General features: G+C 66.5%; 21 protein-coding genes and 3 pseudogenes. 16 read left to right on the plus strand and 8 right to left on the minus strand.

What is annotated here, in order from left to right; all coding sequences use genetic code 11:
• Positions 1 to 26: 26 nt before the first annotated feature.
• On the minus strand, positions 27 to 1,244 hold the full coding sequence (locus LRS09_RS04870) for a urate hydroxylase PuuD (protein WP_257804596.1): 1,218 nt from the start codon (positions 1,242 to 1,244) through the stop codon (positions 27 to 29).
• A gap of 139 nt (positions 1,245 to 1,383) precedes the next feature.
• Here LRS09_RS04870 and LRS09_RS04875 point away from each other — a divergent pair, with 139 nt between their 5' ends.
• Positions 1,384 to 2,304 carry a LysR family transcriptional regulator gene (locus tag LRS09_RS04875; RefSeq protein WP_257804600.1) on the plus strand — a complete coding sequence of 307 codons (921 nt, stop codon included), beginning with the start codon at positions 1,384 to 1,386 and terminating at the stop codon, positions 2,302 to 2,304.
• Positions 2,305 to 2,352: 48 nt separating this feature from the next.
• Here LRS09_RS04875 and LRS09_RS04880 read toward each other — a convergent pair whose 3' ends face one another.
• From LRS09_RS04880 to uraH, 5 genes and pseudogenes are all read right to left on the minus strand, one after another.
• A complete protein-coding gene (locus LRS09_RS04880) occupies positions 2,353 to 3,246 on the minus strand; it encodes a hypothetical protein (protein WP_257804603.1) in 894 nt (297 codons plus the stop codon).
• A 198-nt stretch (positions 3,247 to 3,444) separates the two neighbouring features.
• Positions 3,445 to 4,299, minus strand: a complete 855-nt coding sequence (gene xdhC, locus LRS09_RS04885; protein WP_257804605.1) for a xanthine dehydrogenase accessory protein XdhC — start codon at positions 4,297 to 4,299, stop codon at positions 3,445 to 3,447.
• 246 nt (positions 4,300 to 4,545) lie between these two features.
• Positions 4,546 to 6,889, minus strand: a pseudogene (gene xdhB, locus LRS09_RS04890) (xanthine dehydrogenase molybdopterin binding subunit).
• Positions 6,886 to 8,359, minus strand: a pseudogene (gene xdhA, locus LRS09_RS04895) (xanthine dehydrogenase small subunit). Before xdhA ends, xdhB begins: the two co-directional pseudogenes overlap by 4 nt.
• Positions 8,360 to 8,365: 6 nt before the next feature.
• Positions 8,366 to 8,731, minus strand: coding sequence for a hydroxyisourate hydrolase (gene uraH / locus LRS09_RS04900; RefSeq protein ID WP_257804606.1), 366 nt, complete (start codon positions 8,729 to 8,731; stop codon positions 8,366 to 8,368).
• 187 nt (positions 8,732 to 8,918) lie between these two features.
• Here uraH and puuE point away from each other — a divergent pair, with 187 nt between their 5' ends.
• The 13 genes and pseudogenes from puuE (at position 8,919) to LRS09_RS04965 (ending at position 21,604) form a co-directional block, all read left to right on the plus strand.
• Positions 8,919 to 10,364 (plus strand): allantoinase PuuE, encoded by a 1,446-nt coding sequence (puuE, locus tag LRS09_RS04905; RefSeq protein WP_257804607.1) that lies wholly within the window; start codon positions 8,919 to 8,921, stop codon positions 10,362 to 10,364.
• Positions 10,365 to 10,378: 14 nt separating this feature from the next.
• Positions 10,379 to 11,209 (plus strand): bifunctional allantoicase/(S)-ureidoglycine aminohydrolase, encoded by an 831-nt coding sequence (locus LRS09_RS04910; RefSeq protein WP_257804609.1) that lies wholly within the window; start codon positions 10,379 to 10,381, stop codon positions 11,207 to 11,209.
• A gap of 175 nt (positions 11,210 to 11,384) precedes the next feature.
• Complete coding sequence (locus tag LRS09_RS04915) at positions 11,385 to 11,888, plus strand: ureidoglycolate lyase (RefSeq protein WP_257804610.1); 504 nt, start codon at positions 11,385 to 11,387, stop codon at positions 11,886 to 11,888.
• Positions 11,885 to 12,478, plus strand: coding sequence for a nucleoside deaminase (locus LRS09_RS04920; protein WP_257804612.1), 594 nt, complete (start codon positions 11,885 to 11,887; stop codon positions 12,476 to 12,478). The genes LRS09_RS04915 and LRS09_RS04920 overlap by 4 nt, the downstream gene beginning before the upstream one ends.
• Before the next feature lie 61 nt (positions 12,479 to 12,539).
• Entirely contained in the window at positions 12,540 to 14,540 is a 2,001-nt protein-coding gene (locus LRS09_RS04925) for a CocE/NonD family hydrolase (protein WP_257804613.1), read from the plus strand.
• Between the two features lie 160 nt (positions 14,541 to 14,700).
• Positions 14,701 to 16,287: an ABC transporter substrate-binding protein gene (locus LRS09_RS04930; protein WP_257804615.1), complete on the plus strand. Its 1,587-nt coding sequence runs from the start codon at positions 14,701 to 14,703 to the stop codon at positions 16,285 to 16,287.
• Positions 16,288 to 16,300: 13 nt separating this feature from the next.
• Complete coding sequence (locus LRS09_RS04935; RefSeq protein WP_257804616.1) at positions 16,301 to 17,263, plus strand: ABC transporter permease; 963 nt, start codon at positions 16,301 to 16,303, stop codon at positions 17,261 to 17,263.
• Positions 17,264 to 17,268: 5 nt separating this feature from the next.
• A complete protein-coding gene (locus LRS09_RS04940) occupies positions 17,269 to 18,087 on the plus strand; it encodes an ABC transporter permease (RefSeq protein WP_257804617.1) in 819 nt (272 codons plus the stop codon).
• A pseudogene (locus LRS09_RS04945) lies at positions 18,087 to 19,768 on the plus strand (ABC transporter ATP-binding protein). Before LRS09_RS04940 ends, LRS09_RS04945 begins: the two are co-directional and overlap by 1 nt.
• Before the next feature lie 48 nt (positions 19,769 to 19,816).
• Positions 19,817 to 20,062: a type II toxin-antitoxin system ParD family antitoxin gene (locus LRS09_RS04950; protein ID WP_257804619.1), complete on the plus strand. Its 246-nt coding sequence runs from the start codon at positions 19,817 to 19,819 to the stop codon at positions 20,060 to 20,062.
• Positions 20,059 to 20,355: a type II toxin-antitoxin system RelE/ParE family toxin gene (locus tag LRS09_RS04955; protein ID WP_257804621.1), complete on the plus strand. Its 297-nt coding sequence runs from the start codon at positions 20,059 to 20,061 to the stop codon at positions 20,353 to 20,355. The genes LRS09_RS04950 and LRS09_RS04955 overlap by 4 nt, the downstream gene beginning before the upstream one ends.
• Positions 20,356 to 20,363: 8 nt before the next feature.
• Positions 20,364 to 21,200: an alkaline phosphatase family protein gene (locus tag LRS09_RS04960; protein WP_257804623.1), complete on the plus strand. Its 837-nt coding sequence runs from the start codon at positions 20,364 to 20,366 to the stop codon at positions 21,198 to 21,200.
• Positions 21,201 to 21,217: 17 nt separating this feature from the next.
• A complete protein-coding gene (locus tag LRS09_RS04965; RefSeq protein ID WP_257804624.1) occupies positions 21,218 to 21,604 on the plus strand; it encodes a cupin domain-containing protein in 387 nt (128 codons plus the stop codon).
• A gap of 3 nt (positions 21,605 to 21,607) precedes the next feature.
• Here the strand turns inward: LRS09_RS04965 and LRS09_RS04970 are convergent, their stop codons facing one another.
• A complete protein-coding gene (locus LRS09_RS04970) occupies positions 21,608 to 22,405 on the minus strand; it encodes a phosphodiesterase (protein WP_257804626.1) in 798 nt (265 codons plus the stop codon).
• A gap of 161 nt (positions 22,406 to 22,566) precedes the next feature.
• Between LRS09_RS04970 and LRS09_RS04975 the strand changes: the two genes are divergently transcribed.
• Together LRS09_RS04975 and LRS09_RS04980 are read left to right on the plus strand one after the other, a co-directional pair.
• Positions 22,567 to 22,857 (plus strand): helix-turn-helix transcriptional regulator, encoded by a 291-nt coding sequence (locus LRS09_RS04975; RefSeq protein WP_257804627.1) that lies wholly within the window; start codon positions 22,567 to 22,569, stop codon positions 22,855 to 22,857.
• A 23-nt stretch (positions 22,858 to 22,880) separates the two neighbouring features.
• Positions 22,881 to 24,014 (plus strand): alkene reductase, encoded by a 1,134-nt coding sequence (locus LRS09_RS04980; RefSeq protein WP_257804630.1) that lies wholly within the window; start codon positions 22,881 to 22,883, stop codon positions 24,012 to 24,014.
• A gap of 52 nt (positions 24,015 to 24,066) precedes the next feature.
• Here LRS09_RS04980 and LRS09_RS04985 read toward each other — a convergent pair whose 3' ends face one another.
• Positions 24,067 to 25,047, minus strand: a complete 981-nt coding sequence (locus tag LRS09_RS04985) for a GlxA family transcriptional regulator (RefSeq protein ID WP_257804633.1) — start codon at positions 25,045 to 25,047, stop codon at positions 24,067 to 24,069.
• Positions 25,048 to 25,144 lie beyond the last annotated feature (97 nt).

Here is a 25,144-nt window from a genome sequence, read left to right on the forward strand (position 1 = left end):
GAGGTCTACACGCGCAACGCTCGAAATCACTTCCCCGCCCCCTCGAACCACGCCGTCAGCAGCGCACGCTCTTCCGGCGTCACTTCGGTCACATTGCCAGGCGGCATGGCGTGGCTGCGGCCAGCCTGGAGGTAGATTTCCCTGGCGTGCTCGGCGATGTCGGCGTCGTTGTCGAGGATCACGCCCTTCGGTGCGCGGTAGAGCCCGTCCCAGGCAGGCTCGGCCGTGTGGCACATCGAGCAGCGGCTGATCACGGTGTCCTTCACGGCCGGGAAATGCGCCGAGGCGATGAAGGTTTCGGCAGCAGCCGACACCTTCTTCTCGCCCGTCAGCACCGCTGGCACGGTCGACAGCCACATGATGATGATGAACAGGATGGCAGACGCCGCCCAGGTCCAGTGCGGATTGCCCTTCCGCGCATGCACCGTGTTGAAATAGTGCCGGATCAGCACGCCGATGATGAAGATGATGGAGGCGATGACCCAGTTGAACTCGGTCGCAAACGCGAGCGGGTAGTGGTTGGAGAGCATCAGGAAGATGACGGGCAGCGTCAGGTAGTTGTTGTGCAGCGACCGGGTCTTGGCGATCTTGCCGTATTTCGGATCGGGCTTGCGGCCCGCGATCAGGTCGGCCACCACGATCTTCTGGTTGGGGATGATCACCAGCGCGACGTTGGCCGACATCACCGTCGCGGTGATGGCGCCAAGATGCAGGAAGGCGGCGCGGCCGGTGAAGAGCTGCGTGTAGCCCCACGCCATCGCCACCAGGAACACGTAGAGCACCAGCATGAGCGCCGTGTCGTTGTTGCCGAGCGGCGATTTGCAGAGCTGGTCGTAGAACAGCCAGGCCAGCGCCAGCGAGGCGAGCGAGATGAGGATCGCGACCGTCGGCGACACGTCGAGCACGTTGCGGTCGATCAGGAACAGGTCGGCGCCGGCATAATAGACCACGCAGAGCATGGCGAAGCCCGACAGCCAGGTGGCGTAGCTCTCCCATTTGAACCAGGTTAGGTGCTCCGGCATCTCGGCCGGCGCGACCAGGTATTTCTGGATGTGGTAGAAGCCGCCGCCATGGACCTGCCACTCCTCGCCATGTGCGCCCGCCGGCAGGCCGGGGCGCTGGCGCAGCCCGAGGTCCAGCGCGATGAAATAGAAGGACGAGCCGATCCAGGCGATGGCGGTGATGACGTGCAGCCAGCGCACGGCGAAGGAGAGCCAGTCCCAGAAAAGCGCGAGGTCCTGCATCGATCCGCCCCGTTTCGTCAGCCGGTTCACTGTAATTGCTGCGCTGCGAAGCGAAAGGGCCGGTGCGCCCGATGACTTTCAAAAAAATCTGGATAATCGACCCGCGATTGCCTAGGAAAGATGCAAAGCGGGGCAATTCATGGCCTATCTCGACAACATCGCCGTCTTCGTCCGCGTCGTGGAACTGGAGAACCTCTCGGCCGCCGGCCGCGACATGCGCATCTCGCCCGCGGTGGCGTCGAACCGCATCAAGGAGCTGGAAAAATATCTCGGCGTGCGGCTGTTCAACCGCACCACCCGCCAGCTCACCCCCACCGAACACGGCCGCGTGTTCTACGACGGCGCCAAGCGCGTGCTCGAGGCCGTCACCGAGGCCGAGGCCGCCGTCAGCGCCCTGTCGGGCCGGCCGCGCGGTACTATCCGCGTCACCGCGCCGCTCGGCCTTGGCCGCCGGCTCATCGCCTCCGGCATTCCCGAGTTCCGCCGCCGCTATCCCGAGATCGAAGTGAGGCTGCGGCTCTCGGACCACGACGTCGACATCATGAAGGAAGGCATCGACGTCGCCTTCAAGCTGGGCACGCTGGAGGATTCGAGCCTGAAGATGCGCGGCATCATGGAGTGCGAGCGCGTTCTGGTCGCTGCCCCCTCCTATCTGGAGGAACGCGGCGAGCCCAAGGCGCCCGACGAACTGGTCGATGCCGGCCACGACTGCCTGATGCTGCGCTATCCCGGCATCCGCGAGCATTTCTGGACGCTGAAGACGGCGTCGGGCTACCGCAAGTTCGATGTGCGCGGTCCCTACGATTCCGACGACGGCGACGTGCTCACCGGTTGGGCGCTCGCCGGCCACGGCATCGTCAACAAGCCGCGCTTCGAGGTCGAGCCGTTCCTGCGCGACTGGCGGCTGAAGATCATCTTGCCTGACAATGCCCCTCCGCCGGTGCAGCTCGCCGCGGTCTATCCGCACCGCAATTTCCAGGACCAGAAGATCCGCCTGCTGCTCGACTTCATGGCCGAGCGCTGCCAGCGCCTGATCCGAGAGATCCTGAAAGGCAGCTGACACGAAAAAGGCCGCCGCGGCGGCCTTTTCCAGTTCCGTGCAAATCGCCTACCAGGGACGATACCAGCCCTCGACGACGGTCTGCTTGTCGCGATGGTTGCCGCCCATCGTCGCCGCGCCGTAGGACACGGCCGCACCAACCAGCAGCGAAGCGGCCGCCAGGAAGGCCGCCACGAGCGAGGCTCTCCTTGCCTGCTCGGCCGTCTCGCGCGCCTGGGCCTCGATCTCCCTCGCCTGCGCCACGGCCTGATCGATGCGCTGGCCGGCTTCTTCGGGCGAAATCCCGGCCCGCGCGGCGACCACCGAGGCAAGATAGTCGCGGTCGGCCGGATCGATCGTATCGCCGGTCGCGGCCGAGACGAGGATGCGGCCGACTGCCGCCCGGTCCGCATCGGACAGCGGTGCGGCATCCGGACGGCCGCGCAGGGTGCGATCGATGAGCAGGTCGGACGAATCGACGCTGTCGGCCACCGCAGCCGCGGTGTTGCCGGCCGCCGACGCCACAGCACCTGCGGTCTGCCCGGCGACATTGGCGGCGCCCATCAACCCGGAATAGGCGATCGCGCCCGCCACCAGCGTACCGAGCGCCCAGGTGACGAGGCCGTTCGAGCCGTCGCGGACGTCCGACTCATATTCGCTCGCATCGCCGATGCGCCGGCGCATGCGCCCGGTCAGATAGCCGCCGGCGAAGGAGGCGATCACCTGCACCCACAGGATCCAGAGACCGCCGACGACGGCGATCCAGAACAGCGACGCCGACTGACCTTCGCGCGCCGACGTCATCGACAGGCCGATCGCCGATCCGAAAGTGAGAAGAACCAGCGAGAGGGCGCTGGCGAGGACGACGCCGGCAAGGATCGCCGGCCAGTCGACATAGGATGTGCCGTCCGCCGGTCCTGTTTCCGAGACCACGACGGTGGCGGGGGCTTCGCTGATGGACATGTCTTGTCTCCTGTTCTCGAGTTCAGCGCAGGCCGAGTGCGGACAGGATGAACAGGATCACGACCACGAGGCCGACCAGATAGATGATGCCGTGCATGTTGGGCCCTCCAGTTGATTGCGGAGGAGTAACAATCGTGTGCTGACAAGGTTCCGCCACATTCGCGACATGCCCTGCGGCAGTCCCGCTCTCGGCCAAGGCTATGCCGCTGAGTTCCTGCTCAGCGCGGTCATGATCTCCGCGGCGGCCAGCGCGGCGATCACCGCCGGCCGCTTGTCGCGCACGCTGTCGCCGCCGATCGGGCAGACGAGGCGCGACAGGGCCGCCTCGTCGCCGCCGGCTTCCTTCAGATACCAGCTCCGGAACGTGGCGCGCTTGGTCTTCGAGCCGATCATGCCGACATAGGCCGCGTCGTCGCGCTTCAGCGCCTCGGCGACGATCAGGAAATCGAGCGCGTGGTCGTGCGTCAGCACCACGAAGGCGCTGCCGGGCCGCGCATCGCGCACCGCCTCTTCCGGCATCGGCGTCAAGAGCGTGTCGACGGCCGGCGGCATCCCGTCCAGCGCCTCGGCGCGGACGTCTGCGACAATCACCTTCACCGGCAATAGCGCGAAGGCCGCCGCGAGCGCATGGCCGACATGTCCGCCGCCGAAGAGCAAAATTCGCGGCAGCTTCGCCTCTTCGGCTTCCGCCTGCCGCAACAGCTCCGCGCGAATCCTGTCGTCCGCAACGCGGACCGACAGCTCGACCCGCCCGCCGCAGCACTGTCCGATCTCCGGCCCGAGAGGGATCGAGAGGCGCTCTCTCGTCTCCCCGCCCGCAGGGCGAAGCTGCTCGAAGGGCGGAGCGACGCCGGCCAGCATCTCCCGCGCGCGGTCGATCGCCATGAATTCGAGCTGGCCGCCGCCGATGGTCTCGAACGTCGCGTCCGGCGAGACCAGCATCCACGCCCCCTTCTCCCGCGGAGTGGAGCCCAGCGCTTCGACCACCTCGACCAGCGCGGCCTGCGGATGCGCGTCGAGGAAACGGGCGAGAGTGGCACGGGAGGCGGTCATCGGCGGAACCGGTCGAATTGCCGGAGGCCATTGCGCCCCGTCACGCCCCCCTCTGGCCTGCCGGCCATCTCCCCCTCAAGGGGGGAGACTTGCTGTCGCGACTGCTTTCGCCAACCTCCAACGTTCGGATAGGGGCGCCGACACGGAAACTGCCGATCTCCCCCTTGAGGGGGAGATGGCCGGCAGGCCAGAGGGGGGCGCGAAGGAACGCTGACATATCCGCACGATAGCGCCTCGGCGCCCTCGCTACATCCCCGCCTCGCGCCGCACCCGCTCCACCGCCATCAGCACGCGCTCCGGCGTGGCGGGCGCGTCGAGGCGGGGACAGATGCGATGATCGGCGACGCTGGCGACCGCGTCGGACAGCGCATGCAGCACCGACATGGCGAGCATGAAGGGCGGCTCGCCGACGGCCTTCGACTTGTGCACTGTCGGCTCGACATTCTCCGCCCAGTCGGCGAGCGCGACGTTGAAGATCTTCGGACGGTCCGAGGCGAGCGGGATCTTGTAGGTCGAGGGCGCATGCGTCCTGAGCCGGCCCTTCTCGTCCCACACCAGTTCCTCGGTCGTCAGCCAGCCCATGCCCTGGATGAAGCCGCCCTCGATCTGGCCGAGGTCGATCGCCCGGTTCAGTGACTTGCCGGTCTCGTGCAGGATGTCGGTGCGCTCGACGACATACTCGCCCGTCAGCGTGTCGATCGACACTTCCGAGCAGGAGGCGCCGTAGGAGAAGTAGTAGAAAGGCCGCCCCTGCCCCTTGTCGCGGTCCCAGTGGATCTTCGGCGTCTTGTAGAAGCCCGCAGCGGAAAGCTGCACCCGCGCCATATAGGCCTGCCGGATCAGGTCCGCGAAGGCGATCTCTTGGTTGCCGATCCGCACCCGGTTGGGCAGGAAAACGACCTGCTCCTTCGGCACGCCGTGCTTCTCGGCGGCGAAATCGATCAGCCGGTCCTTGATCTGCCGCGCCGCATTCTGCGCCGCCATGCCGTTGAGGTCCGTGCCCGAAGACGCTGCGGTCGCCGACGTGTTCGGCACCTTGCCGGTCGTTGTCGCGGTGATCTTCACCTGCTCGATGTCGATCTGGAACTCCTCTGCCACCACCTGAGCCACCTTGACGTAGAGCCCCTGCCCCATCTCGGTGCCGCCATGGTTCAGGTGCACCGAGCCGTCGGTGTAGACATGCACCAGCGCGCCGGCCTGGTTGTAAAAGGTCGCGGTGAACGAGATGCCGAACTTGACCGGCGTCAGCGCGATGCCGCGCTTGACGATCGGGCTGTTGGCGTTGAACGCCGCGATCTCGCGCCGCCGCCGCTCATAGTCCGAACTCGCCTCCAGCTCGCCGACGATCCGCTCGAGGATGTTGTCCTCGACCGTCTGGTGGTAGGGCGTCACGTCACGCTCGCCCACGCCGTAGAAATTGATCTTGCGGATCTCCAGCGGGTCCTTGCCCAGCGCGAACGCCACCTCGTCGATGATGCGCTCGGCGCCGACCATGCCCTGCGGTCCGCCGAAGCCGCGGAAGGCCGTGTTGGACACCGTATTGGTGTAGAGCGGCGCTGAGGTCGCCTTCACGGCCGGGTAGAAATAGGCGTTGTCGCAATGGAACAGCGCTCGGTCCGTCACCGGCCCCGACAGGTCGGAGGAGAATCCGCAGCGCGCCGCGTAGTGGAAGTCCGCGCCGAGGATGCGGCCCTCCTCATCGAAGCCCACCTCGTAGTCGATAAGAAAATCATGCCGCTTGCCGGTCGCGGTCATGTCGTCGTCGCGGTCGGGGCAGAATCTTCACCGCGCGGCCAAGCTTCTTCGCCGCCACGGCCGCGATCGCCGCGAATTGGTTGCCCTGCGTCTCCTTGCCGCCGAAGCCACCGCCCATGCGGCGGATCTCGATCGTCACCGCATGCGAGGGCACGCCCAGCACATGCGCCACCATGTGCTGCACCTCGCTCGGATGCTGCGTCGAGGAGTAGACCGTCACGTCCTGATCCTCGCCGGGCACCGCGAGCGCGATATGGCCTTCGAGATAGAAGTGCTCCTGGCCGCCGACCCTCATCTGGCCGCCGATCCGGCGTGGCGCGGCAGCGATCGCGCCCTCTGCATCGCCGCGCTCCAGCTTGAGCGGCGGCGTCACCATCTTGCCGTTCTTCCGGTCGGTCTCGCCGACATCGGTGAAGAAGGGCAGCTCTTCATACTCCACCTTCGCCAGCCGGCAGGCGCGCCGCGCCTGCTCGCGCGTCTCGGCGATCACGGCGAAGATCGGCTGGCCGTAGAACTGGACGAGGCCGTCGGCGAGCACCGGCTCGTCGTGCCGGCCGGTCGGGCTGATGTCGTTGGAGGCCGGCATGTCCTTGCCGGTCAGCACCAGCCTGACGCCCGGCGCGGTGCGCACCGCGTCGAGATCCATCGACAGAACCTTTGCATGCGTCACGGTGGAGAGCCCCAGGCAGCCGTGCAGCAGGCCGGCCGGCTCCGGCATGTCGTCGATGTAGACCGCCGTGCCGGTGACGTGCTTGTGCGCGGAATCGTGCCGCCGGTCGGTGGCGACGCCGCCGGAAATCTTCTCGGCGCGAAGGTTCGGGGCGTGATGGGTCATGCCGCGCGCTCCCGCGTAATGGTGATCCGCTTTTTCGTGCCGGTCGTCTCAAAATAGAAGCGCAGCAGCAGGTTCTTCGCCACGGTCATGCGTTGTCTCCGCTGAGGCGCGCATGTCGCTGAGCGGGGTGAAATCCTTCGGATACTCCGCCATCGCCGCCTCGACGGTCGCGACCGACCATTCCTGGCCGACAAGGGTCGCCTCGACCGCGCCCGCTCGCTTCGGCGTCGCCGCCATGCCGCCATAGGCGATGCGCGCCGACGTCACGCGCCCGCCCTCGACCTCGACATGGAACGCGCCGAGCGTCGCGGTAATGTCCTCGTCGCGACGCTTTGTGACCTTGTGCACGCCGAAATGCGCGCCGGCCTTCGGCAGCGGCACGTGCACCGCCTCGACGAACTCGCCCGCCTGCCGGTCCTGCTTGCCATAGGCGAGGAAGAAGGTTTCGAGCGGGATCGTCCGCCGCGCGCTGCCCTTGCGCAGCGTCAGCGTGGCGCCGAGTGCGATCAGCGGCGGCGGCGTATCGCCGATGGGCGAGCCGTTGGCGATGTTGCCGCCGATGGTGCCCATGTTGCGCACCTGATCACCGCCGATCCGGTCGATCAGCGGACCAAAGGCCGGAATGCGCGCCGCGAGCGCCTCGCGGGCCTCGGTATAGGTGACGCCGGCGCCGATCGTCAGCACGCCGTCCGCCTCCTCGATACCCTTCAGGTCGTCGAGATGGCCGACGAAGACGACGGGCGTAATGTCGCGCATGAACTTGGTCACCCACAGGCCGACATCGGTCGAGCCAGCGACGATCCGCGCACCCGGTTCCGCATCGAGAACCTCGGCCAGGTCGTCTGCCGAGACCGGGATGACCAGCCGGTCCTTGCCCGATCCGATCTCGACGCGCGATCCGTCGCGCATCTCCCACAGCGCGTCGCTGATCCGGCCGCGCTCGGCGGCGAGCTCGCTATCGGCGGCGACGCCGTATTCCGAGATCGCCTTCGCCGCCTTCACGATCGCGTCGTAGCCGGTGCAGCGGCAGAGATTGCCCTGCAGCGCCTTCTCGATCGCCGCCTCAGACGGCCACGGCTCGCGCATCCACAGGCCGTAGAGCGACATCACGAAGCCGGGCGTGCAGAAGCCGCATTGCGAGCCTTGGAAGTCGACCATCGCCTGCTGGACGGGATGCAGCCGGCCGTTCTGGCCCTTCAGGTGCTCCACCGTGACCACATGGCAGCCGTCGAGGCTGGCAAGAAAGCGGATACAGGCATTGACGCTCTCGTAGACCAGCCCGTCGCCGGCCAGCCGCCCCACCAACACCGTGCAGGCGCCGCAATCGCCTTCCGCACAACCTTCTTTGGTGCCGCGTAGCGACCGTCGCAGCCGCAGCCAGTCGAGCAGGGTTTCGTCGGGCCTGAGGTCTGCTATCTCGACCGTCTCGTCGTTCAGGAGGAAGCGGATCGTGGAGCGGATGGCTGGCATTGCGGATCAGCTCCCCCTGTAGGTCGAATAGCCGTAGGGCGAGATGAGCAGCGGCACGTGATAGTGCGCCTCCTCGGCCATGCCGAAACGGATCGGCACCTGGTCGAGGAACAGCGGGTCAGGCAGGTCGGTTCCCTGCGCCCGCAGATAGTCCCCGGCGAGGAACACCAGCTCGTACTGCCCGGTCTTGAAATCCTTGCCGGCCAGCAGCGGCTCGTCGCAACGTCCGTCGGCATTGGTCGTCACCGCCTTGATCTTCTTGTGCGAATTGCCGCTGACCCGGTAGAGCCAGATCTCCAGTCCGGCTGCCGGCTTGCCCGTCGCCGTGTCCAGCACGTGGGTTGTCAGCTTTCCGCCGCTGCCTTGCGCCATTCGTTCCTGCCTCTTGTCCAGGCACGGCATTCGCCGTGCCTGCGGATTGTGCGGCATTTCAAGGGAATGGATAAGCCCTGGCGCGGCGTGTGGCTACACAAAGACTTTCAAAATTTTCGAGGGGTATCGCACTGATCCCCTTTGATAGTGTTGAATGGGGAGCAGTTGAACTCCCGGCAGGACATCGATGACCGAACCAAGACGTTATGTGCGCGACATGCGCGGCTACGGGGCCAATCCGCCCGATCCGAAATGGCCCGGCGGCGCCCATGTCTGCGTCCAGTTCGTGCTGAACTACGAGGAAGGCGGCGAGAACTCGATCCTGCACGGTGACGCCGCCTCCGAGGCGTTCCTGTCCGAGATCACCGGCGCCCAGCCCTGGCCCGGCATGCGCCACTGGAACATGGAATCGATCTACGAATACGGCGCGCGCGCCGGCTTCTGGCGGCTGCATCGGATGTTCACCGCGGCCGGCATCCCGCTGACGATCTACGGCGTCGCAACAGCGCTTGCGCGTTCGCCCGACCAAGTCGCGGCCATGCAGGCGGCCGGCTGGGAGATCGCCTCGCACGGCCTGAAATGGATCGACTACCGCGACACGCCCGAAGAGGTCGAGCGCGCGCATATGGAAGAGGCGATCCGCCTGCATGCCGAGGTGACCGGCGAGCGGCCGCGCGGCTGGTACACCGGCCGCACCTCGGTCAACACCGTGCGGCTTGCCGCGGCCGAGGGCGGTTTCGACTACGTGTCGGACACGATGGACGACGACCTGCCCTACTGGCTCGACCATGACGGGCACGGCAACCCGATCCCGCCGCAGCTGATCCTGCCCTACACGCTCGACGCCAACGACATGCGCTTCGCGATCCAGGCGGGCTATGCCGAAGGTCAGCAGTTCTTCACCTACCTCAAGGACGCCTTCGACACCCATTACGCCGAAGGCCGCGCCGGCCGGCCGTCGATGATGAACATCGGCCTGCACTGCCGCCTCGTCGGGCGTCCAGGCCGCGCGGCGGCACTGCAGCGCTTCATCGACTACGTCCAGTCCCACGACAATGTCTGGATCGCGCGCCGCACCGACATCGCCCGCCACTGGCGCGAGCATCACCCTTACCAGGCGGCGGCACTTCGCCCCTCGCGCATGAGCCGCGCGGATTTCGTCGCCCGCTTCGGCTCGATCTTCGAGCACTCGCCATGGGTCGCCGAGCGCGCCTTCGAGCTGGAGCTCGGCCCGGCGCACGATTCAGCCGGCGGCCTGCACAACGCGCTCTGCCGCGCCTTCCGCTCGGCGAGCGAGGGCGAGCGGCTGGGCGTCCTCAAGGCCCATCCGGACCTCGCCGGCAAGCTCGCCGCCGCAAGGCGGCTGACGCCGGAATCGACCTCGGAACAGGCCTCCGCCGGCCTCGATGCGCTGACCGACGCAGAGCGCGAGACCTTCACGCAGCTGAACGCCGACTATGTCGCGAAGTTCGGCTTCCCCTTCATCATCGCGGTGCGCGACAACACCAGGGCTTCGATCCTCGAAGCCTTCGGCGCGCGCCTCGCCAACGACAGGGCGGGGGAATTCGCCGCAGCCTGCCGGCAGGTGGAACGCATCGCCTGGTACAGGCTGCGCGACCTGCTGCCGGCCTAGGAAGGACAATCAAGATGGCCGGACCCCAATATGTCGCCCCGCCCGGTGGCCATCCGCCGCAGACGGACCTGCTGACCGGCCGCGCGGTCTTCACCGAGGCCTATGCCTTCATCCCGCGCGGCGTGATGCGCGAGATCGTCACCTCCTACCTGCCGCACTGGCAGCGCACCATCGCCTGGATCATCGCGCGGCCGCTCTCCGGCTTCTCGGAGACCTTCACGCAGTATGTGATGGACGTCTCGCCCGGCGGCGGCAGCGACCGGCCCGAGCCGGATGCGGAAGCCGAGGGCGTCATCTTCCTGATGGACGGCGAGCTGATGGTCACCGTCGACGGCGCCGCGCACCGCATGCTCAAGGGCGGCTGGGCCTTCCTGCCGCCCGGCAGCCGCTGGACGCTGCGCAACACCGGCACCGGGCCGGCGAAATTCCACTGGATCCGCAAGATCTACGAGAAGGTGGACGGCATCGACATGCCGCCGTTGCAGTTCTCCAACGACCAGGACGTAGTGCCGCTCTCCATGCCCGGCACCGCTGGCAAATGGGCGACGACCCGCTTCGTCGACCCTGAGGATTTGCGCCATGACATGCACGTCAACATCGTCACCTTCGAGCCCGGCGCGATCATCCCCTTCATGGAGACCCACGTCATGGAGCACGGGCTCTACGTGCTGGAGGGCAAGGCGGTCTACAAGCTCAACCAGGACTGGGTGGAGGTGGAAGCCGGCGACTTCATGTGGCTGCGCGCCTTCTGCCCGCAGGCCTGCTACGCCGGCGGACCGGGGAAGTTCCGCTACCTGCTCTACAAGGACGTCAACCGGCACCCTAGGCTTGGGTTGAGGCGATAGGTGCGGACGAAGACCACCCCCCTCTGGCCTGCCGGCCATCTCCCCCTCAAGGGGGGAGATTTGCAGCTCCGGCGTATGCGCCCCCCCTGCAGCGTCGACGATTGGCAAAATCCGACGCGTCAGCCAATCTCCCCCTTGAGGGGGAGATGGCCGGCAGGCCAGAGGGGGGTCGTTCGTGAAAACCCTCACCGCCTGCCCCCTGACCCGCGAAACCTTCGCTGCCTTCGGCGACGTGCTCGACATGGACTGGCCGAACCACTATCCGATCAATGCCGGCAAGTGCGAGCGCTACCACGACCTCGCCACCGCCGAAGCTGTCGGCACCGACGCGCGTGTCATCCTGTCGATCTTCCGCGCCACGCCCTACGCGTTTCCGCTCACCCTCGACATGATGGAGCGCCACCCTTTCGGCAGCCAGGCCTTCATGCCGCTCTCGCCGCGCCCCTTCCTCGTCGTGGTCGCGCATGACGCGGACGGCACTCCCGGCACCCCGCACGCCTTCGTCACCGCGCCCGGCCAGGGCGTGAACTATCCGCGCAACCTCTGGCATGCGGTGCTGACCCCCATCGGCGCGCCGCAGGATTTCCTCGTTGTCGACCGCGCGGGGAAGGAAAAGAACCTCGAAGAGCACCATTTCGCCGAACCCTGGACGATCACCCTGCCGGAGGGCCTCGCATGACCGACACCGCCTTGATCGAACGCCTGCTCGACGTCATGGAGCACGACATCGTTCCGAAGACCGCGGCGGGCGTCGCGGCGGGCAATAAGCTGTTCGGCGCCGCGATCCTGCGCAAGGACGACCTGTCGGTGGTGATCGCCGAGACCAACAACGAGCTGGAAAACCCGCTCTGGCACGGCGAGGTCCATGCGCTGAAGCGCTTCTACGAACTGCCGAAGGCCAGCCGGCCCGAGACGAAGGACTGCGTCTTCCTCGCCACCCACGAGCCCTGCTCGCTCTGCCTCTCCGCCATCACCTGGACCGGTTTCGACAATTTCTACTATTTCTTCAGCCACGAGGATTCGCGCGACGCCTTCGCCATTCCCCACGATTTGAAGATCCTGAAGGAGGTCTTCACGCTCGACCCCGGCGGCTACAACGCCACCAATGCCTTCTGGACCGGCCGTTCGCTGCGTCGGATGATCTCGGCCCTGCCCGAGCCCGACCGCACCCGCCTCTCCGCCCGCGCCGACACACTGGTCGGGACCTATGACCGCCTGTCGGCGACCTATCAGGCGCAGAAGCAGGACAACGACATTCCGTTGAATTGAGCGGCGATTGATGTCGCATCCGAGCCTTGCCTCGCGAGGCGGGGCATAGTCGGATGCGGTCATGAAGACCGTCACTTCCTTTCCCCGCCGTGTCGTCGAATATCCCGACATCGGCATCGTCATGCCCGACGGATGCCGGCTGTCGGCGCGCATCTGGATGCCGGAGGATGCTACAGAGAACCCGGTGCCGGCGATCCTCGAGCACCTGCCCTACCGCAAGCGCGACGGCACGACCGCGCGCGACGAACTCACCCACCCGTATTTCGCCGGCCACGGCTATGCCTCGATCCGTGTCGACATGCGCGGCAACGGCGACTCCGACGGATTGATGGAGGACGAATATACCGCGCAGGAGTTGCAGGACGCCTGCGACGTTATCGCTTGGGCCGCCGCCCAGCCCTGGTGCAATGGCAAGGTCGGCATGATGGGCATCTCCTGGGGCGGCTTCAACGCGCTCCAGGTCGCGGCACTCCGCCCCCCCGCGCTCAAGGCGATCATCACCCTCTGCTCGACCGTCGACCGCTATGCCGACGACATCCACTATAAGGGCGGCTGCCTGCTCAACGAAAACCTCGGCTGGGCGGCCAACATGCTCTCTTATTCGTCGCGCCCGCCGGACCCCGCCCTCGTCGGCGCGCGGTGGCGCGAGATGTGGCTCAAGCGGCTGGAGAACATGCCCTTCCTCGCCAGGACCTGGTTCTCGCACCAGACCCGCGACGCTTACTGGAAGCACGGATCGGTCTGCGAGGACTATGCGGCGATCGAGGCGGCGGTGCTGTCGATCGGCGGCTGGCACGACGGCTATCGCAACACGATGTCGCACCTGGTCGAGAATGTCTCCGCGCCGGTGAAGGGTATCGTCGGGCCGTGGATCCACAAATACCCGCATTTCGCCGCCCCCGGGCCGGCGATCGGCTTCCTGCAGGAGGCCCTGCGCTGGTGGGACCGCTGGCTCAAGGATATCGACACCGGCGTCGAGGACGATCCGGCCATGCGGCTGTGGCTGATGGACAGCGTGCGCCCCGCCTACTGGCATCCCGAACGTCCGGGCCGCTGGATCGCGGAGAGCCAATGGCCCTCGCCCGGCATCTCGACGCGCGCGCTGCACCTTGCAGCCTCGCGGCTCGCCGACGCGCCCTCCCCGTTCTTGCGCCTCGTCGCCTCGCCGCAGGATTGCGGCCTCGCCACCGGCGAGTATTTCCCGTTCAACTTCGGCCCGGAACTGCCGGGCGACCAGCGGCCCGACGATGCGCTGTCCGCCTGCTTCGATGGCGACGTTTTGGACGAAGCGCTGGACATCGTCGGGGCGCCGTCCGTCCGCCTTGCCTTCATACCGGACCGGCCGCAGGCGAACCTCTGCGTCCGCCTCTGCGACGTGCATCCCGACGGCGCCTCGGAACTGATCAGCTACGGCCTGCTCAACCTCACGCACCGTAATTCGCACGAGTTCCCGCAACCTCTCGTTCCCGGGGAACCGACCATCGCCACGGTCGTCCTCGACCAGTGCGCCTATCGCATTCCGGCGGGCCACCATCTGCGTGTTGCGATCTCGACGGCCTACTGGCCCGCCGTCTGGCCGTCGCCGGAGGCGGCATCGGTCGAGCTGACCGCCGGAGCGCTGGCGCTTCCGGTCCGTCCCACGGCCGCAGGCGACGAGTGGCATTTCGAGGCGCCGCAGGCCGCGCCGGCATGGCAGGTCGAGGAACTTCGGCCGCCGTCCTCCGAGCGCCGCATCGAGCGCGACCTGGAAACGGGGCTGGTGATGGTCGTCGTGGCGAACGACTTCGGCGAGGTGCGCGACCTTGACCACGGCCTCGTTACCGGCTCGCGGATGTCCGAGCGCTGGACGATCCGGCCCGACGACCCGCTGTCGGCGCGGGCGGAGATCTGGTGGGAGCAAACCCTGTCACGCGGCGACTGGTCGGTCCGCACCGAAGCCCGGTCGTCGATGCGGTCGGACGCCGAGAGCTTTTATCTCGCCGCCCGCCTGGAGGCGTGGGAAGGTTCGGATCGCCTGTTCGAGCGGGATTTCGCCGACACGGTGGCACGTCGGCACCTCTAGCAATTGCCCCTGCGCGGGGCGTTTGTCCGCCTGCATTTATTTACGCCACGGAATGTCGCATACGGCCTTGCGGCGTAAAACCATTCAGCGCCAATATCGGTGTCACAAAGAGGCCTTCTAATTGGCCCTGGGGCAACACAATCCGAGTGAGGAGCTTACCATGTCCAATGAATTGGAATTCCTGAGCCGCTACGTCGTTGCAGGCCGCCTGAGCCGCCGAGACTTCCTCGGCCGAGCCGCGGCGCTCGGTGCATCCGCCGCATTTGCCAACACCCTGCTCGGCAGCGCAGCGCGCGCCCAGGGCGCCGTCAAGGGCGGCATCCTCAAGGCCGGCCTGCAGGGCGGCGAGGCAACCAACAGCCTCGACCCCGCATCCTTCCTCAGCCAGGTGCCGTTCTCCTTCGGCAAGTGCTGGGGCGAATATCTTGTCCGCCTGAACCGCGACGGCTCGCTCAAGAACCAGATCGCCGAGGAGATCGGCGCGTCCGACGACGCCAAGACCTGGACGATGAAGATCAAGCAGGGCGTCGAGTTCCACAACGGCAAGACGGTCACCGCCGAAGACGTCGCGGCCACGATCACGCGCCACGCCGATGCCAACTCGAAGTCGGGCGCGCTTGGCATCCTGACCAACATCACCGGCGTCAAGGCAAGCGGCAACGAGGTGATCGTCGAACTGGCGAGCGCCGATGCCGACTTCCCTTACCTGATGGCCGACTACCACCTCATCATCCAGCCGAACGGCGGCAAGGACAACCCGACCGAGGGCATCTCGGCCGGCCCGTACAAGGTCACCGTCAATGAGCCGGGCGTGCGCCAGGGCGGCGAGAAGTTCGCCAACTACCATGGCGGCGACGCCATGGGCCATGCCGACCAGATCGAGATCATCGTCATCAACGACGCCACCGCGCGCACCTCCGCGCTCCAGGGCGGCCAGGTGCACATGATCAACCGCGTCGAGCCCAAGATCGTCGAACTGATCAAGCGGGTGCCCGGCGTGACGATCCAGAACGTCTCCGGCCGCGGCCACTACGTGTTCATCATGCATTGCAACACGGCGCCGTTCGACAACAACGACCTGCGCCTCGCGCTGAAATACGCCATGAATCGCGAGGAAATGCTCGAGAAGATCCTGTTCGGCTATGGCTCGGTCGGCAACGATTTCCCGATCAACGCCGCCTACCCGCTCTTCACCGAGCTGGAACAGCGCACCTATGATCCGGACAAGGCCAAGTTCCACTACCAGAAGTCCGGCCATTCCGGCCCGGTCCTGCTGCGCACCTCGGATGTCGCCTTCACTGGCGCGGTCGACGCGGCCCAGCTCTACCAGCAGTCCTGCGCGGCCGCCGGCATCACGATCGAGGTGAAGCGCGAGCCGGGCGACGGTTACTGGTCGGAGGTCTGGAACAAGCAGCCCTTCTCCACTTCCTACTGGGGCGGGCGCTCGACGCAGGACCAGATGTACACCACCGCCTACTACTCGAAGGCCGACTGGAACGACACGCGCTTCTTCAACGAGAAGTTCGACCAGATGCTGCTGGCGGCGCGCAGCGAGCTCGACGAGGCCAAGCGCAAGCAGATGTATGCCGACATGGGAACGATCGTCCGCGACGAGGGCGGCCTGATCCTGCCGATGTTCAACGACTTCATCGACGCGTCGGGCGGCAAGGCGGGCGGCTTCACGCCTCATCCGGCCGGCGAGATGATGGACGGCTACGCGTTGGCCGAATGCTGGGTCGCGGCTTAAGCGGATCAGGGCCGTGAGAGGCTCTCCGATCCTGAAGCTCATCGCCCAACGCGTGGCGATGGGCGTTCTCCTCCTCTTCGCGGTGTCGGCGCTCATCTTCGCCGGCACCCAGATCCTGCCGGGTGATGTCGCCGCCTCGATCTTGGGCCAATCGGCGACGCCCACGGCGCTCGCCAACCTGCGCCAGGAGCTGGGCCTCAATGACCCGGCCTACATCCGCTATTTCCGCTGGCTGGGCGGCATCCTGACAGGTGATCTCGGCACTGCCCTGACCACCCGGCAGGATATCGCGACCACCTTGGGGCCGAGGTTGTGGAACACGCTGTTCCTTGCCTTCTGGACCGCGGTCGTCGCCATTCCTCTCGCGATCCTGCTTGGTCTGCTCGCCGTGCGCTACCGCAATGGGCCGGTCGACAAGGCCATCTCCGGTTTCGCGTTGGCATCCACCTCGCTGCCGGAGTTCTTCATCGGCTACCTGCTCATCTTCTTCTTCGCGGTGAAGCTGCAATGGTTCCCGTCGATATCCACGGTCTATGACGGCATGCCCTTCCTGGAAAAGCTGCGCGCCATCGTGCTGCCCGGCACCGCGCTGCTCCTCGTCGTCCTCGCCCACATGATGCGCATGACCCGTGCCGCGATCCTCAACGTCATGCAGTCGGCCTATGTGGAGACGGCCGAGCTGAAGGGGCTGTCGCAGCTGAACATCATCCGCAAGCACGCGTTCCCGAACGCGATTGCGCCGATCGTCAACGTGGTAATGCTCAACCTCGCCTTCCTCGTCGTCGGCGTGGTCGTGGTCGAGGTCATCTTCGTCTATCCGGGCATGGGGCAGTATCTGGTCGACCATGTGGCCAAACGCGACGTGCCGGTGGTCCAGGCCGTCGGCCTCATCTTCGCCGCCGTCTACATCTCGCTCAACATCGTCGCGGACATAGCCTCGATCCTGGCAAATCCGCGCCTGCGGCATCCGAGGTGACGGCCATGCTGAAGCGCATTCCCGTCAGCTCGCTCATCGGCCTCGTCCTGACGGCGCTGTTCCTCCTCGTCGCCGTCTTCGCGCCGTTCATCGCGCCCTATCCGACCGGCCAGATCGTCGGCGGCGTCTGGGAGCCGATGTCGTCGCAGTACTGGCTTGGCACCGACAATCTCGGCCGCGATCTCCTGTCGCGGATGATCTACGGCGCGCAGATCACCATCTTCATCTCGGTCGCCGCCACCGCCCTGTCCTTCACGATGGGCTCGGTGCTCGGTTTCGCCGCCGCCGTCATCGGCGGCTGGTTCGAGACGGTGATGTCGCGTCTCGTCGACCTCCTGATGGCGATCCCGACGCTGATCTTCGGCCTCGTCATCCTCTCCGTCCTGCCGACGACCATCCCGGTCCTGATCATGGTCATGGGGGTGCTCGACTCCACCCGCGTCTACCGGCTGTCGCGTGCGGTCGCCGCAGACATTAACGTCATGGATTTCGTCGAGGCGGCGAAACTGCGCGGTGAGGGCACGGGCTGGATCATCTTCCGCGAGATCCTGCCCAACGCACTGTCGCCGCTCGTTTCCGAGCTCGGCCTTCGCTTCATCTATGCGGTGCTCTTCCTTTCCGCGCTGTCGTTCCTGGGCCTCGGCGTCCAGCCGCCCGAGGCCGACTGGGGCGGCATGGTCAAGGAGAACAAGGAAGGCATCGTCTTCGGCATTCCGGCAGCGCTGATCCCCGCGGCGGCGATCGCCGCGCTGGCGATCTCCGTCAACCTCGTCGCCGACTGGATCCTGAACCGGACGACGAGCCTCAAGGGAGGGCGCGGCTGATGTCGAGCACCGTTCACCACGTCGACACCCCTCCACGTCCGAAGGCGGAAGACCTGCTGCTCGACATCCGCAACCTCAAGATCGAGGCGCGCGTCTATCCGCCGGGCGAGACACCGCGCGACGTGATCATCGTCGACGGCGTCTCGCTGACGTTGGCCCGCGGCAAGGTTCTCGGCCTGATCGGCGAATCCGGCGCCGGCAAATCCACGATAGGTCTGTCCGCCATGGCCTACGGTCGCGGCGGCGTGCGCATCACCGGCGGCGAGGTCATCCTCAACGGCCGCGACATCCTCAAGGGCGGCAAGGAAGGCGTGCGCAAGCTGCGCGGCGCCGAGGTCTGCTATGTCGCGCAATCGGCGGCGGCAGCATTCAACCCCGCGCACCGCCTGATGGATCAGGTGGTGGAAGCGGCGATCCTCCATGGCTCGGCGACCCGCGCCGAGGCCGAGAAGCGGGCGAAGCAGCTCTTCCGCAAGCTGAGCCTGCCCAACCCGGACACGATCGGCGACCGCTATCCGCACCAGGTCTCGGGCGGCCAGCTGCAGCGCGTCATGACTGCAATGGCACTCTGCTCGGAGCCGGACCTGATCGTCTTCGACGAGCCGACGACCGCGCTCGACGTCACGACCCAGATCGACGTGCTGGCGGCGATCAAGGACGCGATTCGCGACACCGGCGTCGCCGCGCTCTACATCACGCACGACCTCGCCGTGGTGGCGCAGGTGTCGGACGAGATCATGGTGCTGCGCCACGGCAAGCTGGTCGAATGGGGCGGCACGCGGCAGATCATCAAGGAGCCGCGGCAGGAATACACCAACGCGCTCGTCTCCGTGCACCACATCGAGCACAAGGAGAAAGCGCCGGGCACCACGCCGATCCTCTCGGTCAAGAACGTCACGGCCGCCTATTCCGGCGGCATGGCCAAGGTGCTGAAGAACGTCAGCGTCGACATCTTCCCCGGCCAGACGCTCGCCGTCGTCGGCGAATCCGGCTCCGGCAAATCGACGCTCGCCCGCGCAATCACCGGCCTCCTGCCGCCCGAGCAGGGGACGATCACCTTCGCCGGACGAACGCTGTCCAACGCGCTCAAGGACCGCACGCGCGATGACCTGCGCGAGTTGCAGATGATCTATCAGATGGCCGACGTCGCCATGAACCCGCGCCAGACCGTCGGCACAATCATCGGCCGGCCGCTCGAATTCTACTTCGGCGTGAAAGGCCGCGAGCGCGACAAGCGCGTGGCCGAGCTTCTCGACAAGATCGAAATGGGCAAGGGCTTCGTCGACCGCTATCCGGCCGAGCTTTCCGGCGGCCAGAAGCAGCGCGTCTGCATTGCGCGTGCGCTCGCCGCCAAGCCGAAGCTGATCATCTGCGACGAGGTCACCTCCGCGCTCGACCCGCTGGTGGCACACGGCATCCTGGAACTGCTGCTCGACCTGCAGAAGGAGGAGGATGTCGCCTACCTGTTCATCACTCACGACCTTGCCACGGTGAAGTCGATCGCCGATTCCATCGCCGTGATGTATCGCGGCGAGGTCGTGCGCTACGGACCAAAGAGCAAGGTGCTCACGCCCCCTTCGACGCCTACACCGACCTGCTGCTCTCCTCGGTTCCCGAGATGGAGCTCGGCTGGCTGGAGAAGGCGATCAAGGGTCGGCGGATGGAGAGCGCGGGGAACTGAGCGGTAGGCACGTTGGCGGAGCGGGTGAATTCTGATAGGTTGCGGGCCATGAACAAGCACACGACCCTGTCGCTGGACGACCACTCCGCCGAGTTTATCGAGCAGCAGATTGATGGTGGCAATTTTGCCTCGGCCAGTGAAGTCGTCGCGGCAGGCTTGAAGCTGCTGGAGGAGCGTCAGGCGAAGATCGAGGCTCTGAGGGCTGCGATCATCGAGGGGGAAGAGAGCGGTCCCTCGACGCCGTTCGATTTCGATGAGTTCATTGCCCGCAAGCGCCGCGAACGCGGTTTATGAACAACTACATTCTGTCACCGGCCGCGCAGGCCGACATCGATAGGATCTGGGATTACACTGCCGACAACTGGGGCGCCGATCGGGCCGATCGTTATGTTCGCGAGATAAGACGCGCCTGCGCTTCGATTTCGGTGGATGGCCGGGAGGGCCGGAAGATCTTCGAGATAAAGGCGAATTATCGGAAGCTGTCGGTCGGTTCGCACTTTATCATCTTCCGTCTCGTCCACGGCCAAGTGGACGTGGTCCGCGTTCTCCATCAGCGGATGGACATCGCTTCGCACCTTGAGGATTAGCTTTATCAATGCCCCTCTCCTCCAAGCTCCTCCTCATCATCATCGACGGCGTACCGGAGCGGAACTTCCGCCGCTACTTCGGCAATCTCGAAGGCTGGGTGAAGAACGGCGACGCACGCGTCTGGAGGCTGCGCAGCACGCTGCCGTCGATTTCCGGACCCTGCTATGCTTCGATCCACACCGGCGTGCCGCCGCAGGAGCATGGCATCCTGTCGAACGAGGCCCGCTTCCGCGTCTCCCAGCCCGACCTCTTCTCGGAGATCTCGAAGGCCGGCGGCAAGACGGGCGCCGTCACCCATTCCTACTGGTCGGAATTCTTCAACCGCTATCCGTTCGATTTCGTCCGCGATCTCGAATATGACGAGCCGGACAGCCCGATCACCCACGGCCGCTTCCACACGATGACCGGCTATGGCCGCGACAACCAGATGACGCCGTCGGATGTTGACCTGTTCGCGACGCTGACTATGCTCACCGAGCGCTTCGGTATCGACTACGGTATCCTGCACACCTGCACACTGGACTCGATGGGCCATCGCTTCGGCCACGATTGCGTCGAGATGGACAATGCCTGCCTGCACATGGACGGCATGCTGGCCGCCTTCCTGCCGCGCTGGCTGAGGGACGGCTACGAGGTGATCGTCACCGCCGACCACGGCCAGACCGACCGCGGCACGCATGGTGGCCACGAAGACCTGCAGCAGGACACGGCCTTCTACTATTTCGGGCAGGCCAAGGGGCCGAAGCCGGACACGCTGCTCGACCAGCTGGCGCTGGCGCCTTCCATCCTCAAGCGGCTGGGGGTGAAGATACCCGCGACGATGAAGGCGAAGCCCTTCTTCTGAGACGAGAGGACAACGGCATGGCACAGGCGACCTTTTCCGATGTCATGCTGCCGCAAGAGCCGAACCATCTCGCTCCGGATGGTTCGCAGGTTCGTGAACTCGCCCGGCTTGCCGGCGGCACGATGGCGCATTTCACCCTACCGCCCGGGGCCGTCTCCAAGGCGGTCAGGCACCGCACGGTCGAGGAGATCTGGTTCATCCTCTCCGGCCGCGGCCAGATGTGGCGGCGCAGCGGCCGCATGCACGAGATCGCCGATCTCGCGCCCGGCCTGTCGCTGACCATTCCCCTCGGCACCAGCTTCCAGTTCCGCAACGACGGCGATGCGCCGCTGACCGCGGTCGCGATCACCATGCCGCCCTGGCCCGGCGCCGACGAGGCCGAGTTCATCGACGGGATCTGGTGAGGCTCAGGCGAAGTCGTAGGGCCCGGGAAAGGTCCCGATCGGCACCACATGCGTGACGAGGCCCGCCTCCGGCCGCCAGTGGTGCAGCAGCATTGCGGGCGGCTCGACGAACGAGGCTGGCTCCGCGTCCGGCCACGGCCGCAGGGCGATGCTCGTCGTCGTGCTGGGCGCCGTCATCAAGAGCGTGCCGCCGAAGCGCACCTGCATCATGCGGTGCACATGGCCGCACAGCACGCGCTCCACGGCCGGAAACCGCCGAACGATCGCCTCCAGCCGCGCCGCATTGAAGCAGCGATACGCGTCCAGATAGGGAACGCCGGTCTGAAGCGGCGGCTGGTGCAGCATGATGATCGTCGGCCGTTCCGGGTCAGCCTGCAGCACATCGACGAGCCATGCCGCGGCAGCGTCGTCGACGTCGCCATGATGCGCGCCGGGCACCGTCACGTCGAAGCCGATGATCCGCACCGGGCCGAACCCGTCGGCGACGACGTGGAGCGGGCCTGAACGAGCCACCCATGGCCGGTCGCGGAAAGCCGCGCGAAACGCTTCCCGCTCGTCGTGATTGCCGGGGATCGCCAGCAGCGGCTTGCGGATCGTCGCCAGCAGCTCGAGCGCATGCGCATATTCGTCGCTCGATCCCGTGTCGACGAGGTCGCCACTCAGGATCACGAGGTCCGGCTCGGGCTGCAGTCCGTTGAGATGCCGGATCGCCGCCTCGAACATCGCGTTGGAATCGACCACGTCCTGATACAGCACGCCGCGCGGTTGCAGATGCGGGTCGGACAGATGGGCAATCAGCATGAGGGCGAATCCGCAAGAGACGGGACATCGGAACGATCTCCTCACCCTTCGCTGCGAAAGGAAAGCAATTTCCGGACGAGCGGGGGTTTAAAGCACCCGGACGCTTCCTATATCGATGATTATCGATTTATAAATCGGAAATTGTCGATCCTGGAAAAGTGATGGACCGCGACGCAATACTGAAGGCCCTTGCGCATCCGGCCCGCCGCGAAATGCTTGGCTGGCTGAAGGAGCCCGAGACGCACTTCCCCGACCAGAAGCACCCGCATTCGATGGGGGTATGTGCCAACCAGTTCGAGCGCTGCGGCCTGTCGCAGTCTACTGTCTCCACCCACCTGTCCACCCTCGTCTCCGCAGGCCTGCTCACGCAGAGCAAGGTGGGCCAGTGGGTCTTCTATTCCCGCAACGAGGACACGATCGCGGCCTTCCGCGCCTCCCTCACCGACCTCTGACCTCCCAGCAACAAGGACTGCCCATGCCTACCCTCTACGATCCGATCAAGCTCGGCGACATCACGCTGCCGAACCGCCTCGCCATGGCGCCGCTGACGCGCAACCGTTCGCCGAAGGCCGTGCCCGGCCCGCTCGGCGTCACCTATTACACGCAGCGCGCGTCCGCCGGCCTGCTGATCAGCGAAGGCACCGCGATCACCCAGCAGGGCCAGGGCTACGCGGACGTTCCCGGCCTCTACGGGCCGGAGCAGTTGGCCGGCTGGAAGAAGATCACCGATGCCGTCCACGCCGCCGGTGGGCACATCTTCACGCAGATCTGGCATGTCGGCCGCGTCTCGCACTCGTCCCTCCAGCCGAACGGCGGCCAGCCGGTGGCGCCCTCCGCGATCACGGCGAAGACCAAGACCTACATCATCCACGCCGATGGCAGCGGCGAGTTCGCGCCGACCTCCGAACCCCGCGCACTCGATCGTGCGGAGCTTGCCGGCATCGTCGACGACTACCGGCGCGCCGCCCGCGCGGCAGTAAAGGAGGCCGGCTTCGACGGCATCGAGATCCACGGCGCCAACGGCTACCTCATCGACCAGTTCCTGCGCTCCGGTACCAACCAGCGCACCGACGACTATGGCGGCTCGATCGAAAACCGCGCCCGCCTGCTGTTCGAGGTAGTGGACGCGATCGTCGCCGAGATCGGCGGCGCCAAGACGGCGATCCGCATCTCGCCCGTGACGCCTGCCAACGACGCCTCCGACCCCGATCCACAGCCGCTCTTCGAGCATGTCGTGCGCGGCCTCGCCGCGCGCGGCCTCGCCTATGTCCACGTCATCGAGGGCGCCACCGGCGGCGCGCGCGATTTCACCCAGGGCGACAAGCCCTTCGACTGGACAGCCCTGAAGGCCGCCTACCGCGATGCCGGCGGAACGGGCGTCTGGATGGTTAACAATGGCTACGACCGCGAGCTTGCTGAGGAAGCCGTCGCCAGCGGCCGCGCCGACATGGTGGCGTTCGGCCGGCTCTACATCGCCAATCCGGATCTCCTCGCTCGGTTCAAGGCCAGGGCTCCGCTTAACGAACCGCAGCGCGCAACCTTCTACGGCGGCGGCGCAGCAGGCTACACCGACTACCCCGCAGCCGACCTCTCGGCCGTGGCGGCCTGACCTCGCAAGGCTGGACGGCGGTCACGCCGCCGTCGAGCAATCCCTACAACGCTCACGCCCGTCTCATCAGCGCCGGCGCCTTGCCGAACCCGGCCTTGAACGCCCGACTGAAGGCCGACGCGGAGGAGAAGCCCGTCCGGGCCGCGATGTCGGCCATCGGCTCCGCCGTATCGAGCACCAATCTCCGCGCCGCGTTGAGGCGCAGCCGCAGATAATAGGCGCCCGGCGTCTCGCCGATCGAGCGCGAGAACATCAGTTCGAGCGCCCGCGTCGACAGGCCCAACCGCTTTGCGATCGCAGCGACCGTCAGCGGCCGGTCGACATGGCTCTCCATCAGCCGGATCGCCTGCGCCAGCCGCGGGTCGTAGCCGTCGAGCCGGCCGAGCGAGACCAGCGGCTGCGCGTCGGTCGCCGCCCTCGCCTGGTCGTAGATGAACACCGAGGCGACATCGAGCGCCACCGCCATGCCGAGCCGGGAGCGCACCAGATGCAGCATCAGGTCGAAGGTCGGCGAGGCGCCGCCGGTGGTGAACACCGGCCCGTCGATCACGTAGCGGTCCGGCCGCACGTCGGTGTCCGGAAAACGCGCCGCAAAGTCCTCGAAATCCTCCCAGTGGGTCGTGGCCGCCCTCCCCTCGAGCAGGCCGCCGTGCCCGAGCAGCCAGCCGCCCGCCTCGATGCCGCCCACGGCCCGCGCCGCCCGCCCAGCGCGCCGGAAGCCTGAGACCAGCGCGGCGGACGTCTCATGCCGCGTGCCGAACCCGCCGATGGCCATGAGCACGTCCACCTTGGCCTGCGGATCGAACCGGCCGGACACCGCGACCGGCAGGCCGGCGGTCGTGACCGGCGGTTCGCCGTCGGCGGAGACAAGCGTCCAGTCGAACACCGTCCGACCGGCGATCCGGTTCGCGGCGCGCAGCGGATCGACCGCCGAGGCCACGCACATGATCGAGCAGCCGGAGAACACCAGCATCGTCAGCGTGAGCGGCGACTGATCAGTCGTGAAGATCGATGGCCTTTCGCTTTTCGGCATACAGAATTCGTAAATCGTGAAGCGCCGAGGCGCAAGGCGGGGGAAGCTGCCTGCAGTCGAAGACAGGGTTTTCGTCCGGCGTCCGGACGGAACGCCA

It is taken from the genome of Mesorhizobium sp. J428 (assembly GCF_024699925.1).
Taxonomy (GTDB): Bacteria; Pseudomonadota; Alphaproteobacteria; order Rhizobiales; family Rhizobiaceae; genus Mesorhizobium_A.

Bases quoted from the DNA above. Each gene is read 5' to 3' on its own strand.
- LRS09_RS04925 (WP_257804613.1), top strand. From the start codon at position 12,540: ATGAAGACCGTCACTTCCTTTCCCCGCCGTGTCGTCGAATATCCCGAC.
- LRS09_RS04940 (WP_257804617.1), top strand. From the start codon at position 17,269: ATGCTGAAGCGCATTCCCGTCAGCTCGCTCATCGGCCTCGTCCTGACG.
- LRS09_RS04875 (WP_257804600.1), top strand. From the start codon at position 1,384: ATGGCCTATCTCGACAACATCGCCGTCTTCGTCCGCGTCGTGGAACTG.
- LRS09_RS04950 (WP_257804619.1), top strand. From the start codon at position 19,817: ATGAACAAGCACACGACCCTGTCGCTGGACGACCACTCCGCCGAGTTT.
- LRS09_RS04870 (WP_257804596.1), bottom strand. From the start codon at position 1,244: ATGCAGGACCTCGCGCTTTTCTGGGACTGGCTCTCCTTCGCCGTGCGC.
- uraH (WP_257804606.1), bottom strand. From the start codon at position 8,731: ATGGCGCAAGGCAGCGGCGGAAAGCTGACAACCCACGTGCTGGACACG.
- LRS09_RS04910 (WP_257804609.1), top strand. From the start codon at position 10,379: ATGGCCGGACCCCAATATGTCGCCCCGCCCGGTGGCCATCCGCCGCAG.
- puuE (WP_257804607.1), top strand. From the start codon at position 8,919: ATGACCGAACCAAGACGTTATGTGCGCGACATGCGCGGCTACGGGGCC.
- LRS09_RS04970 (WP_257804626.1), bottom strand. From the start codon at position 22,405: ATGCTGATTGCCCATCTGTCCGACCCGCATCTGCAACCGCGCGGCGTG.
- LRS09_RS04985 (WP_257804633.1), bottom strand. From the start codon at position 25,047: ATGCCGAAAAGCGAAAGGCCATCGATCTTCACGACTGATCAGTCGCCG.
- LRS09_RS04955 (WP_257804621.1), top strand. From the start codon at position 20,059: ATGAACAACTACATTCTGTCACCGGCCGCGCAGGCCGACATCGATAGG.
- LRS09_RS04980 (WP_257804630.1), top strand. From the start codon at position 22,881: ATGCCTACCCTCTACGATCCGATCAAGCTCGGCGACATCACGCTGCCG.
- LRS09_RS04880 (WP_257804603.1), bottom strand. From the start codon at position 3,246: ATGTCCATCAGCGAAGCCCCCGCCACCGTCGTGGTCTCGGAAACAGGA.
- LRS09_RS04930 (WP_257804615.1), top strand. From the start codon at position 14,701: ATGTCCAATGAATTGGAATTCCTGAGCCGCTACGTCGTTGCAGGCCGC.
- LRS09_RS04960 (WP_257804623.1), top strand. From the start codon at position 20,364: ATGCCCCTCTCCTCCAAGCTCCTCCTCATCATCATCGACGGCGTACCG.
- LRS09_RS04975 (WP_257804627.1), top strand. From the start codon at position 22,567: ATGGACCGCGACGCAATACTGAAGGCCCTTGCGCATCCGGCCCGCCGC.
- LRS09_RS04965 (WP_257804624.1), top strand. From the start codon at position 21,218: ATGGCACAGGCGACCTTTTCCGATGTCATGCTGCCGCAAGAGCCGAAC.
- xdhC (WP_257804605.1), bottom strand. From the start codon at position 4,299: ATGACCGCCTCCCGTGCCACTCTCGCCCGTTTCCTCGACGCGCATCCG.
- LRS09_RS04920 (WP_257804612.1), top strand. From the start codon at position 11,885: ATGACCGACACCGCCTTGATCGAACGCCTGCTCGACGTCATGGAGCAC.